We start from the raw sequence: 13,760 nt of genomic DNA on the forward strand, positions 1-13,760 counted from the left end.
CAAATGAAAAAGATATATTTATTAATTATGCTGGCAACAGCTAGTTTACAGTCATGCTCGGATTTCTTGGACAAGTTTCCTGGCGATGCATTGACACCAGAGACATTTTGGAAAACAGAAGCGGATGCCAAACTTGCTTTAGTTGGTTGTTATCGTGGCTGGGAATCTGAAGAGATTCTGTATCGCGATTGTGCGTCTGATAATGCGTATAGTTTTCACAAGCATGAGGGGTGGCAAGTGATCGGAAATGGTGGGATGAGCTCTGCGGACCCCGGGGCAGAATTATACGATTACACGACAATTAATCGTTGTAATGACTTTTTGGAACACATTGATGCGATCAATTTTAAAGATACCGACCTGAAAGAACGTTATAAAGCTGAAGTTCGTTTTCTACGGGCTTATCGTTATTTCCTGTTGACCAACAATTATGGTGACGTACCGCTCGCAACTAAAACTTATGCGACTATTGAGGAGGCACGGTTGACGCGTACTCCAAAAGCTGAAGTCGAGAAGTTTATTCTAGAAGAATTGAAAGCTGTTGCTGCAGTGCTTCCTGAAAAATATAGTTCTGCAGAAGTCGGACATATCACAAAAGGTGCAGCTTTGGCTATTCGCATGCGTTTTAACCTCTATTTGGGTAACTATGAGGCAGCTTTGACTGATGCAACAGCGATCAAAGCATCAAACGTGTACCAATTGTTTCCAACTTATGATGGTACTTTCCAATTGGCGAATGTGAATAACAAAGAGGTTATCCTTGATGTACAATATAAGGCAAATGACTTGGAAAATTGGCTTATTGCAGCATTGTTTCCGAATGGCGACGGAGGCTGGTCTTCTATTGTCCCTATTAAGGCCTTGGTAGATGCGTACGAAATGAAAGACGGAAGTACTGTCGAAGAGGCAAAATTAACTGGTGGATATGACAGCAGATATCCTTTTCTAAATAGGGATCCACGATTGAAAATGTCTATTCTTTATCCAGGACAGGATTGGAATGGTCGTGTCTTTGACCCATTGGCAAAAAATATCAATGAAGATGGAAAAGAGGTAAGCAATCCGGATTATTTTAATGGAGCCAATAACGCATCAAAGACAGGATTCTCGTTCAAAAAATACACCGCTCCAATTTCCCAATACGATGATCCATGGAATACGAGCATGAATTTAATTGTTAGTCGTTACGCTGAGGTTTTATTGACCATTGCAGAGGCTAAGATAGAATTGGGTAGATTGGACGAAGAAATGTACCAAAGTTTGGATATGGTTCGTGAACGTGCGGGAATGCCTAAAGTGAATCGGATTAAATATGCATCTAAAGACAAGTTAAGGGAACTGGTCCGTCGTGAACGCCGGGCAGAATTTGCCTTCGAAGGATTGAGAAGAGCGGATATTATCCGTTGGGATATTGCCAAAAATGTATTGAATGGAAAAGCAGAAGGTAGTTGGATGGGGGTCATTAATGCGGATGAATCTAATGAGGACAAGCGGTTAATACAGATTGGAGAACCTATTTCAGTGGAAACGAGACAATTTCAGCCATTCAATAGGTATTTGCCGATTAGCCAGCAGCAGATCGATCTCAATAAAAACCTGACACAAACTCCTGGGTATAATTAGTCCCCAAAACAAAGTTTTACATCGAAAAAAAGATGTAAAACTTTGTTAAACTGGTTATTATCAATTTTTAGACTAAGTTTAGGCATAGAAAAGATGATTTAAATAACCATGCAGTGGCAATACATTTGTTTGATTGAGCGTAAACACTAATAACAATTTCTAAATGAAAGTATATTTATGGAGCTGCATATTAATGCTCTCCGGCATGCAGCTAAAAGCACAACATCAAGATCACGTGTTATGGTACCGTGAACCGGCTAAAGTTTGGGAGGATGCCCTTCCTGTCGGTAATGGACGTTTGGGTGCTATGGTTTATGGAGATTGGAATAAGGAAAATATCCAGGTCAATGAAGAAAGTCTATGGGGGGGAGCCAAAGTGGATGCCAATGCAGCTGCAGCAGGGAAAATACCGGAAATTCAACGTTTACTAGTTGCCGGTGAGATCGAAAAAGCCGTTGCTCTGTCTGAAAAAGAACTGAAGAGCAATCCCTTGCGTATACGATCCTATCAATCCTTCGGCAATTTTCGAATTGATTTTGGAACTGAGGGCTTTTGGCGGGAACAAGTCACCGACTATCGTCGTGATCTTGATTTACAGACAGGTTTAGCAACAAGTAGCTATCGTATCGATGGCGTAAAATATACAAGAGAAGTATTTGCTTCAGCACCCGATAACATAATCGTGATTCGTCTGTCAGCTGACAGGCCCGGAAAGCTAACCTTCCGGTTTTCCTATTCACGGGAGCAGGATGCCGTTGCTACCCCTTTATCAAGTCATGAGCTACAAATTCAGGGACAAGTGGTGGACTTGCCAATGGAAGATGGGGGCGAAATAGGGGCGCATATGAAATTTGCGGGTATAGTTCGTGGAAGCCACAAAGGTGGAAGCATGATCACAAACGCAAACTCTTTTTTTGTCAAGGATGCAGATGAAGTGCTCTTTTACTTTACGGCAGCGACAGATTATGATGTTACAAAATTGAACTTCGATCATCATATTGACCCTTTGGCCCGCTGTCGGGCGCTATTGGATCAGGCTCAAAAACAGCATTATGAACAGATTCTTTCCAGACATATTGCTGATCATCGTCAACTTTTTGACCGTGTGGTCTTTAATATCGGACAGCCCTCGGATCTACCAACGGATCAACGCCTGAAAAAGGTAAAAGAGGGAAATCAGGATCTTTCTCTGATTAGTCTTTATTTTCAGTACGGACGTTATTTATTGATGGGTTCTTCACGTAGTCCTGGTGTGCTTCCTGCCAATTTACAAGGGATTTGGAACAAGGATATGAATGCCGCTTGGAGTTCGGATTTTCATACGAATATCAATATCCAGATGAACTATTGGCCGGCCGAAGTCTGTAACCTCTCGGAGACAGTAGTTCCTTTCTCAAATTTGATAAGCGCCTTGCGTGAGCCGGGGCGAGTAACTGCACGGAAGACCTATAACTCCTCGGGTTGGACGATGAACCACCTCACAGATCCATTCGGACGGACAGCAATTGCGGATGGTGTAGGCTGGGGTACATTCCCCATCGCTGCTGCATGGCTGGTACTCCATCAATGGGATCATTATTTATTTACCAACGATAAGGCTTACCTAACAAAAGAAGCTTATCCTTCAATGAAAGAAGCCGCTGAATTTATTTTGGGCTATCTTGTCCAAGATCATAAGGGCTATCTGGTCACAGCACCATCAAATTCCCCGGAGAATAGGTATCGAATGGCTGACGGAAAAGAATTTCAGCTGACTTATGGTGCAACCATGGATATACAGATCATTCGTGAGTTATTTGAGGCATGTCTAACAGCAGGCGCAGTGGTTGGCGAAGAGACTGATTTTATAAAAAAACTGAAACAGGTGCTAACTAAATTACCTCCTCTCCGGATTAGCCCACGATATCAGACAATCCAGGAATGGATTGAAGATTATGAAGAGGTAGAACCGGGGCACCGTCATATGTCCCATCTTTTTGGCCTTTATCCAGGGAAGTCGATTACTTCAGATAAAAAGGAACTGTTTGAAGCAGCGCGCAAAACGATCGCTCGTCGTCGGTTCTATAATGAAAACGAAAGCAACCGCAATGGTTCTTATACAGGATGGAGCAGGGCTTGGATGATTAACTTTTATGCGCGGCTGCTCGACGGTGAAGAAGCTGGTAAAAATGTACAGGCATTGCTCGCCAAGACAACATTAAACAACCTATTCAATACACATCCACCTTTTCAAATTGACGGAAATTTTGGTGGTACCGCGGGAATTGCTGAGATGTTGATCCAAAGCCATAATAAAGAGGTGCATATATTACCTGCTTTACCGCCAGTTTGGTCTGATGGTGAAATTAAAGGTTTGCGTGCCCGTCAGGGATTAACCGTTGACCTGAAGTGGAGTCAGGGCAATTTGATTTCGGTAACGCTAACTGCAGACGAGGATACAACAGTCAAATTGCGGTACAAGGATCATGTCAAAAAAGTAAAAGTAGGTGGTAAGAAGCCATTAATTCTAAATCGTTTATAAGCCATTGGATATTTGGTAGTGATGTGCTTTAAAAAGAAAATAGCGCTGTTCAAACCATGCGATGCCAATGGAATTAAGAATAGACTCATATGGCTATTCCATATGAGCGTTAAAAGAGACATATTATATTAGAGATGAATATATTCAAGTTAGTTTTGAGGAGGAAATATGGTGCTTTATTTATAGGTCATATACTTTTCTGTTGCATTATTTTTTATACTTCGATCGTACTTGCCCAAGATAGAGATAAGGCGAGGCCGATCAAGCGATTTGCCCATCCTGAACGAATTCGTTATGACGGCTCCTGTATGACTATCGAGGGGAAGGATGTTTATATTTATAGTGCTGCCTTCCATTACTTCCGTTGCCCAGAAGATTTGTGGCGTGATCGATTTAAAAAAATTAAAGAGGCCGGATTCAACACAGTAGAAACCTATGTGCCCTGGAATTGGCATGAACGCCATATTCCAAGGGATATGCAAGATCAATCCAAATTCGATTTTTCCGACCTCAAAAGGTGGTTAAAGATGGCACAGGAGGAGTTTGGTTTTTATACGATTGTTCGTCCCGGCCCTTTTATTTGTGCCGAATTTTCTGGCGGCGGATATCCGAGATGGTTGGCCAAATATCGTCCCGAGAATTTAGAGGGATTTTGGTTGCGTGGAAATGATGAGCAGCATATTGCCTGGTCCCAGCATTGGTTTGATGCTGTCTGCAAGGAATTGAAAGATGAGCAGATTACACATAAAGAGAAGGGAAAAAAAGGGATTATTATGATCCAGATCGAAAATGAGTACGATGCACACTGGACACCGGGAAAAGATAAAGTGTTGAAAGCCCTGAATGAATCGGTCAAGAAAAGTGGAATGGATATTCCTGTTTTTACTTGCCTGACAAATGAAACAAGAGGGAGCATAGACCCCGAATTATCGCAGGTCTTCGATTGCGATAACTACTATGTGAGTGGGCCATCGGACGCACCGAGCTGCGCGTATCGCATGATGGATCTGCGCAAAAAGCAACCTGATGCTCCCGGGTTTGTGACCGAACTACAAGGTGGATGGTTTTCGCTGGTCACGGGAAGATTGAGCGAAGAACATTATTCCGATGACAGACATTTTAAAGCAATTGGTTTAATGACAATGCTGGGAGGTGGAACCGGAATCAATTACTACATGTTTTTCGGTGGTACGCATTTAGATGGCTGGGGAGCACGGGGTATGACCACAAGTTATGACTATAATGCAGCGATTTATGAAAACGGTGCCATTGGTCCGAAATACCTTGCTGCTAAAGAAATAGGTGCATTCATCCAAAAATTTGAATCCAAACTAGTCCGCACGGAAGGCGGTCCTTGTGAACTGCAAGGCGCACCAAAATCATTATTTGGAGGAGTGAGAGTATCCAGTGATGGTACCAAATTTATCTTTTTGCATAACACAGACCCCAAGCAAGCGATTAAAGGAAGAGTTACCTTATTACCCAATAGCACCAATCTGGTCAAAGAACCTATCTATAATGTGAACCAACATGGTGAGAAAGTATTGATTAAAACAGATGATCAACTGGCAAATCAAATTTTGAAAATGGATAAGATCGAGGTTGAATATGATCTGGCAGGTTTGGAATCAAAGATTTTGGTGGTCTCAGCTGGACAGTCGACGGCTAAGGGGGATTGGTGGCCCAACAAGGCTGACACCATTCAACGACCTTCCAAAGTGCCAGCGGGAATCCGTATCAGCACAGCTCGCAAGGCCGAGGATGCCACTGACCTGGCAGATTGGAACGGTATGCGACAATTAGTGAGTCTTTCTGATATGGACATCAATGATTTTAGATATAGTATCTATCGTAGCCATGTGGTCTTGACCGCAAAACAAGCTGAGCGTGAACATTATTTACTGTTCAATATGTACACACGGGATATTGTATCGGTACTTGTTAATGGAAAGCCTGCCAAGCGGCTTTTTCCAGACCGTGCCGATGCGCAAAGTTGGACAACGCGCAATGCCTTTGAGCGTATTCGCTTAGACGAATACGACAACCGTTTTGATGTTGCGGGCTTATTGAAAGCTGGAGAAAATGAAATTGTTGTGGCATATGAAAACTTGGGGCACGCACATGGCTATGTACCTATGGAAGAACTGGCTGGTATTCATCATGCGGGACTTTCGTTAAGTGAAACCGCGCTTACGCACCCCTTGGAATGGGAGTTTTCGACCGATCTTGCTGGCATACAGCGAGGCTGGAATTTGCCCGATTTTGATGATACTGGCTGGAATAAGATTTCCCTGGATACGGTGAATGAAATTCCACGTAAAGGTAACCAAGTACAACCCAAAGGTAAGCAGGACGGCCTGGTTACCTGGTATCGGGTTGAATTTAACCTGGACAAACTCCCGAAAGATTTATGGGTGCCTTGGATGGCTAAAGTTAATGCTTCGGGCAACGGTTATATGTGGCTTAATGGACATAACATCGGACGTCATTGGGAGGCAGGGCCTCAACGTGAATTTTTTCTTCCGGAATGTTGGCTGAATTTTGGGTCGAAGAAAAATGTACTCACATTTGGGCTGAGACAGACAGAAAATGGAGCATTGCTACAAGCCTTAGAAATTTTGCCGTATCCTAATACTGCTGAGGTAAGAAAAGATAGATAATCAATACTTATGAAGAATGAATAAGTTTTTAAGAGAATTCACGATCCTGCTTTTACTGGTATGGGGATCCTGTCTCCAGAGTTTTGGGAACAAGCCAACGAGCCGTATCGAATATCAACTAAACACGGATTGGGCCTTTTATCGTGGTGATTTTAAAGGTGGCGAGGGTATTGGTTTGGATGACTCCAAATGGATCCCAGCAGTATTGCCACATGTGATGCAGCTTGAGAAGAAGCACAACGGTGGCGATGCTATCTACGATGGAATAGGCTGGTATCGGCGTTATTTCAAACTCTCGGATCATGATCGAAGTAAAAAGGTCTTTGTGCAGTTTGAAGGTGTGATGAACAGCTGTGAAGTGTTTGTCAATGGCAAAAGCGTCGGTAAGCATTACGGTGGATACGTTGGTTTTACCTTGGATATAACGGATCAGCTCCATTTTGATCACACAAACAATCTGATTGCGGTTCGGGTATCAGCTGAATATGATCCGTTGACGCCTCCGGGTAAGCCACAGGATAGACTTGATTTCTACTATTATAGCGGAATCTATCGGGATGCTAAATTGATTGTGTCCGATCCCTTGCGCATTACCGATGAACTGGAACCGGATGCGACCCAGAATTCGGGTGTTTTTGTTCATTATCCTAAGGTGGATAAAAGCAAGGCCATTGTAGCCGTAAATACCGAATTGAAAAATGATGACAAAGTGACCAAGAAGGGATATCTCTTGACCTTACTGAAAGATACCAAAGGGAAAGTTGTGGGCCAGCAGCGAGTATTATTTGAGCTGAAACCGCAAGAACGTCGACGGATAGATCAACAGTTGGAAGTCAAGAACCCAGGATTGTGGCATCCCTACCGTCCGAACTGCTATAACTTGGAGAATCGTGTTTACCTTTCTAACGGTACTGAGGTGGATCAGCGTACTGAGCAAATTGGTATTCGTCATATCCGTTATAGCAAAGATGGTGGCTTCTTTATCAACGGTGAGCATGTGTATATGGTCGGAGCCAATCGACATCAAGCTTATCCGCATGTTGGTGACGCGGCTTCAAATTCGGTACAGGAGCGGGAAGTGATCGATATGAAACGCGGTGGATATAATTCCGTTCGAGCAGCTCATTATCCGCATGACCCTGCTTTTTTGAAGGCTTGCGACCGTCATGGGCTTTTGGTTGTTGAGTGTGTGCCTGGATGGCAATATTTTAATAAGGCTCCCGAATTTGCGGATCGTCTGGAATCCATCACACGCAGTATGATTCGTCGCGACCGAAACCGTCCTTCTGTTGTGCTTTGGGAAACAGCATTAAATGAAACAAGCTATCCCTTGTCCGTAGTCAAGCGTATCGCCGAAGCTGCACATGCTGAATATCCCGGAGATCAGTTTTATACTGCAGGCGATTACTTTAGCCATGAGGATACAGAATCCTATTATGATGTCTTTTATAAACAGGTTTCGAAATATCCCAAAGATGGAAATGTGATGAGTAATTATTTGGAGGATCAAATAGCGATTAAACCTTTGCTGACTCGAGAATGGGGTGATGGAGTAGGGGAGAAACCGAGGGTGAGCATGACCGAAAATGAATACGAGCAAATGCGGCAGGGGCGTAGCCGATTACATCAACTGAATGGAAATGGCTATTTCGACTGGTGTATGTTGGATGCCAATCCACGTATGGGGGGACATTTTATGTGGAGTTATAATGATTATACCCGTGGCGCTGAGGAAGAGACCATGTATTCCGGTGTGGTCGATGTAAACAGATACCCGAAATTTGCCTATTACATGATGCAGAGTATGCGTCCTTACCGGTTGGACCAAAAGGGAATTTTCAAAGGTCCCATGGTATTTATTGCCTCTTATAATTCGTCGGAAAAACTAAAAACATCAAGCACGGAAATCACAGTTTATTCAAATTGTGAAGCTGTTGAACTCTATAGAAATGGGAAATTGATTGCGCGACAGACTCGTGATCGACGAGCTAAACTCTACCCGTACATCGTGGGAAAAGGCGGGAGTCCAAGTTTTGTTTTTGATGCGGGCGGATATGAAGCCGGTGAGTTGAAAGCGCTTGCTTATGTAAAAGGAAAAGTAGTTGCGAAACATGCGGTTCATACAGCGGGTGAAGCTCATCATATTGAAGTCTTTATTCCGGATCATGGAATTCAACCGATTGCAGATGGATCCGATATGATTCCGGTGTATTTTAAAGTATGTGACAAAGAGGGCAACCTGTTGCATGATGCACAGACAGCGGTCCGTATTCAGGTTACAGGCGAAGGTCATTTGATTGGCGACAACTCGGCTCGTATTGCAATTAATCCACAAGTTGTTGAAGGGGGAATCGGATTTGCTTTTGTTCGTACAAGTAAGAAGAGCGGGAAAATTTATATCAGCGCATCAGCCGAAGGACTTGAAAGCGGAAACATAGCGATTCGATCTATTCGTCCAGTATCCAGTGAAATTCCAGACGGTGATCATTTGGCGTTTGGCGGAAATGAGGAAGATCATGTGTCTGCTAAACCAACAAAATGGGATAAAGAACTATTGGCTAGGCCAAAAGTGAAATTCAAAAAGGTGACAGCAACGTCGACACATCTGGATTTTCCAATTGCCCATATCACCGACGGCGATGACTATTCTTGGTGGATTGCGGATCAGGATAGGTTTCCTCAAGTCGTTACCTTGGAACTCAATCAGCCGACGAAGGTGGTTGGTAGTCGTATACGTTTGCAGAAAGATAGTTCGAAATACCGCTATAAAGTAGAGGGATCACTCGATGGAACGATCTGGGAGGAGCTTTATGAAAAAGAATGTACGGGATGGGATTTCAAACCGGTAAAACTGGATAAGATGATTCAATTTATGCGGGTCAGTATTTTGGAAGTCTCTGAGGGAAGAGCAGGATTGGCTGAAATAACCCTATTTCAATAACAAATAAAAAGAAATTAAATTAAGATGAGTACGATTATAATGAAACACTACTGTAAGTCAGCCATGAAATTGGGACTTACATTGGCATTGACACTATCACTTTTTGGTCAGGCGTCGGCACAGCAGGTATGGAGCCCTGATAATGGTAATGGAACCTTTACCAATCCCTTGCTTTGGGGCGATTGGCCAGATCCCGATGTAATCCGTGTGGGCGACTACTTTTATATGATCTCGACGAGCATGCACTATGTACCAGGTGCTCCGATTGTAAAATCCAAAGATTTGGTCAATTGGGAAATGGTAGGTTATGCCGTGGATCATTATGAGGAAGACCCCCGTTACAATATGGAAGGTGGAACATTGTATTTGAATGGTTCTTGGGCGGCAACTTTAAAGCATCACAATGGGAAATTCTATGCTGGATTTTGTACACCGTATGGTTGGGGACGTGAAAAGGGTAATTTCTCGATCTGCGAAGCGGATAAGCCAGAGGGACCATGGAAGCGGACAATCTTTCCCGAATACCTTTATGATCCCGGATTGTTCTTCGATGATAACGGTAAAGTATATGTCGTACATGGTCAAGGTACATTATACCTGACAGAGTTGAATGCAGATGTTAAATCTGTCAAGAGTGATAAAGTCAAAATCTGGCAAGGTAGCTTCAAGAATGCGAACGAACTTGGTGGTCATTTTGGAATGGAAGGAGCGCATATGTACAAGATCAATGGCAAGTACTATATCACCTGTCCGGCGGGTGGAACGCAGGGCTGGCAGATCTGCTTGCGCTCCGATAATATCTATGGTCCTTACGAACATAAATTGATACTCAACGACAACAGTTCTTATCCCGACAACGGTTTACATCAAGGGGGAATGGTGCAGTTGAAAAATGGAGACTGGTGGTTTATTATTATGCAGGATCGTGGTGCCATAGGTCGGGTTCCCCATCTTTTGCCTGTCAAATGGGAAGACGGATGGCCTATGCTCGGAACGGGTAACAAGGACGTGATTACTTACAAGAAACCAAATGTCGGAAAGACTTACCCGATAAAAACTCCAGCGACAACGGATGAATTCAATGGTAGCAAACTTGGATTACAATGGCAATGGAACCATAACCCTGATAATAGCAAATGGTCACTGCAAGAACATAAAGGCTATATGCGTCTACATGCTTCACGTGCAGATTCTTTAAAAACTGCCCGTAATACCTTGACACAACGGGTGCAGGGGCCAAGTTCGGAAGGTACTGTTGAAATCGATTTGAAAGGATTAAAAAATGGCAATGTGACTGGATTTGGTGTTTTTGAATTCCCATATGCTTTTGTGGCTGTGGAGCAGGTCAACGGTAAACGTAAAATTATCATGAGTAATGATGATAAGATTATCGAGAGTAAAGAGAACTTTGAAGGTGATAAGCTGTGGGTAAGGGCACGTGTTACTGATAAGGGGTTTATAGCAAAATTCTATTATAGCACCGATGGAGAGAACTTTTATGCTATTGGAGATGATTTAAAGATGCAGTTAGGACTACCTTGGACAGCAAATCGTTTTGCATTGTTCAACTATAGTAAAACGGCAGAAGGAGTAGATGGTTATGCCGATTTTAACTGGTTTAGGTTTACCAATAAGTAAAATAAGGTTTAAAAATAATAGCGGATATTTACACGAAAGCCTAGTATCATTTGACGATGCTAGGCTTTTTTTGCTTTTTGCAAAACGCATAACTATTCTGATACAGTATTGGCAATGACAGTGATTTTAAGTAAGTTTAGAAAACAGTACCGTACCAAGAACCACGCATGAAGCAGTACCGTGAGAAAATATGAATATTGTTGACAAACAGACCTTAGCAGATTTAAATGTTACGAATAGTCAGTATAGAGACATGGTTGATTTTTTCGACCGTACAATTACATGGGGTGGTCGAGATACCCTGTATACGTATTTTCTTGAACCGCTTTCGGCCAAATCGGAAATAGAAGATAGACAGTGGATTATTCGTTTTATGCAGGATGTGGATATTACGGATATTCTGGATAAATATATGATGCAAGATTTGGAACAATATTTATCGTTACCATTGGAACCCTATTCAGCAACCAAAACATCCTATTACCTGGAGCTGGTATCGACAAATTTTCTTTCGTTAGACTTCAAAAAACGCGATCTATTAATCAGACGCTCTATTTATGAAATAGCGAAAATCATCGATTATCTCAACGTATTTCTTGGGTCCATTAAGTCTCAGCATCCCACAAGAAGTATTATAGTCAATTACTGCGATAGGATTGATTGTGTACTTGAAGATATCGATCAGGCTGAGTTTGAAAAACTGTTGGAAAATAAACTGTCCGTGGAACTGATGATTAAATATGACTATCAGTTTAGGAATATAAAGCGAAATTCAATACGGGAAGTATTTGAGGTTTTATATCAACTAGACGCCTTGTATGGTGTGGCTCAAGCTACCAAAGGTAAGCACCTTAATTTCCCTACTATTGACGATCGAAATTTAGGTTCCGATATGATAAAAATAGGGGCAGCGTATAATCTTTTTCTAGAAGATCCGGTCAAGAATGATATTGAAATAAAAAGAGGGGGTAACTTATGGTACCTTACGGGCGCGAATATGACGGGCAAGTCTACCTTATTGAAAACCATTGGAACCTGTGTGTATTTGGCGCATCTTGGCTTTCCTGTCCCTGCGGATGTTATGGAAACTGTGTTGTTTGATGGGATATCAGCGACAATAAATCTAGGCGATAATATCAATGCCGGTGCGAGTCATTTTTTTAATGAGGTCCTTCGCGTGAAACACCTAGCTGAATTACTCGCTGCGGGTAAAAAGATGTTTGTGCTGATGGATGAGTTATTTAAGGGCACAAATCATAATGATGCCAGTGAGGCAACATTAGAACTCATCAACTGTCTTCACAAATTTGACCATAGTGTATTCTTATTATCTTCCCATATCACTGAAATCTCATCTTTGCTAGCTGGAGGAACCACCGTAATGAAACACTTGGGTATCAGACTTGATGAGGATAAAGGACTCCTGTTTACCTACCAGCTTGTAGATGGTGTTGCAGAAGAAAAACTCGGTATGTGGCTCCTGAGGCGAGAAGGTGTATTTGATATTTTGAAGGAAACTAAGGTATCCCACTGATTGATTGTTTTATCTGATGCTATAGATTAGCTATTTTATTTTTTTCTATTTCATTAATCCATTACTGTTTAAATAGTTTAAGGCTACAGATAATGGATAACGAAGAGTTTCGCACATCTGTCATTTTTTATAAGGCAGGTTCTTTGGCAAATATGTGTTGTAGGCTTTTGCAAATAAAACACCGATAATGGTCAAATTTGACCTAGTTGTGTCGCTGGTAGATTTTAAACTTTACATAAAAATAGATGGGAAATGATTTGACTTTTCCTATTACCTAATTATGTAATGAAACAGATAGTACAGCATTTTGATCAATTATTTAAAGAGTATCATCAACGATCCTTTTTGTTTGCCAAATCTTTTGTTCGCATTGATGCTGTTGCGGAAGATATTACAGCTGATGCATTAATGGCAACATGGGAACGTATGCAAGAAGAAACATTGTTGTCTCCGAGATGTTTCTTGTTAAAAGTCATAAAAAATAAGGCCTTAGACTATTTGAAACACCAACGAATCCATCGTCAACTGATAGAACCATTAGATAGTTGGAACGAATGGGAGTTGCAATTGCAGATCGATAATCTCAATGAAATAAATGAAGAGCGAATTTTTCTGAAAGAAATTAAGAAAATAACGGAGCAGGCGTTGGAAACAATGCCCATTAAGACCCGGGAAGTCTTTGAACTGAGCCGACATCAATACATCAGTGGTAAAGATATTGCTCGACAAATGGGAATTTCGCTAAAAGGGGTGGAATATCATATTACGAAAGCACTAAAAGTGCTCACTGTAAATCTTAAAGATTATATGGTTGCTTCTTAGTAATTTAGATCTTACAATTCA

At 42.0% G+C, this 13,760-nt stretch carries 7 protein-coding genes; all 7 read left to right on the forward strand.

From position 1 onward, the window contains the following. Positions 1-3: 3 nt before the first annotated feature. The 7 genes from LC454_RS01050 (at position 4) to LC454_RS01080 (ending at position 13,739) form a co-directional block, all read left to right on the forward strand. Positions 4-1,623: a RagB/SusD family nutrient uptake outer membrane protein gene (locus tag LC454_RS01050; protein ID WP_223578267.1), complete on the forward strand. Its 1,620-nt coding sequence runs from the start codon at positions 4-6 to the stop codon at positions 1,621-1,623. A gap of 163 nt (positions 1,624-1,786) precedes the next feature. After that, entirely contained in the window at positions 1,787-4,144 is a 2,358-nt protein-coding gene (locus tag LC454_RS01055; RefSeq protein ID WP_223578269.1) for a glycosyl hydrolase family 95 catalytic domain-containing protein, read from the forward strand. Between the two features lie 134 nt (positions 4,145-4,278). Then, on the forward strand, positions 4,279-6,804 hold the full coding sequence (locus LC454_RS01060; RefSeq protein ID WP_223578271.1) for a beta-galactosidase: 2,526 nt from the start codon (positions 4,279-4,281) through the stop codon (positions 6,802-6,804). Between the two features lie 16 nt (positions 6,805-6,820). Then, positions 6,821-9,745 (forward strand): glycoside hydrolase family 2 TIM barrel-domain containing protein, encoded by a 2,925-nt coding sequence (locus tag LC454_RS01065; RefSeq protein ID WP_223578273.1) that lies wholly within the window; start codon positions 6,821-6,823, stop codon positions 9,743-9,745. Between the two features lie 24 nt (positions 9,746-9,769). Beyond that, the gene (locus LC454_RS01070; protein ID WP_223578275.1) at positions 9,770-11,383 is read left to right on the forward strand and encodes a glycoside hydrolase 43 family protein; all 1,614 of its coding nucleotides are present in this window, start codon (positions 9,770-9,772) and stop codon (positions 11,381-11,383) included. Positions 11,384-11,573: 190 nt separating this feature from the next. Further along, positions 11,574-12,917, forward strand: coding sequence for a MutS-related protein (locus LC454_RS01075; protein ID WP_223578277.1), 1,344 nt, complete (start codon positions 11,574-11,576; stop codon positions 12,915-12,917). Between the two features lie 285 nt (positions 12,918-13,202). Continuing rightward, complete coding sequence (locus tag LC454_RS01080; RefSeq protein ID WP_223578278.1) at positions 13,203-13,739, forward strand: RNA polymerase sigma-70 factor; 537 nt, start codon at positions 13,203-13,205, stop codon at positions 13,737-13,739. Positions 13,740-13,760 lie beyond the last annotated feature (21 nt).

Origin of the sequence: Sphingobacterium sp. GVS05A (assembly GCF_019969845.1) — a bacterium.
GTDB lineage: Bacteria > Bacteroidota > Bacteroidia > Sphingobacteriales > Sphingobacteriaceae > Sphingobacterium.

Bases quoted from the DNA above. Each gene is read 5' to 3' on its own strand.
- LC454_RS01050 (WP_223578267.1), top strand. From the start codon at position 4: ATGAAAAAGATATATTTATTAATTATGCTGGCAACAGCTAGTTTACAG.
- LC454_RS01055 (WP_223578269.1), top strand. From the start codon at position 1,787: ATGAAAGTATATTTATGGAGCTGCATATTAATGCTCTCCGGCATGCAG.
- LC454_RS01060 (WP_223578271.1), top strand. From the start codon at position 4,279: ATGAATATATTCAAGTTAGTTTTGAGGAGGAAATATGGTGCTTTATTT.
- LC454_RS01065 (WP_223578273.1), top strand. From the start codon at position 6,821: ATGAATAAGTTTTTAAGAGAATTCACGATCCTGCTTTTACTGGTATGG.
- LC454_RS01070 (WP_223578275.1), top strand. From the start codon at position 9,770: ATGAGTACGATTATAATGAAACACTACTGTAAGTCAGCCATGAAATTG.
- LC454_RS01075 (WP_223578277.1), top strand. From the start codon at position 11,574: ATGAATATTGTTGACAAACAGACCTTAGCAGATTTAAATGTTACGAAT.
- LC454_RS01080 (WP_223578278.1), top strand. From the start codon at position 13,203: ATGAAACAGATAGTACAGCATTTTGATCAATTATTTAAAGAGTATCAT.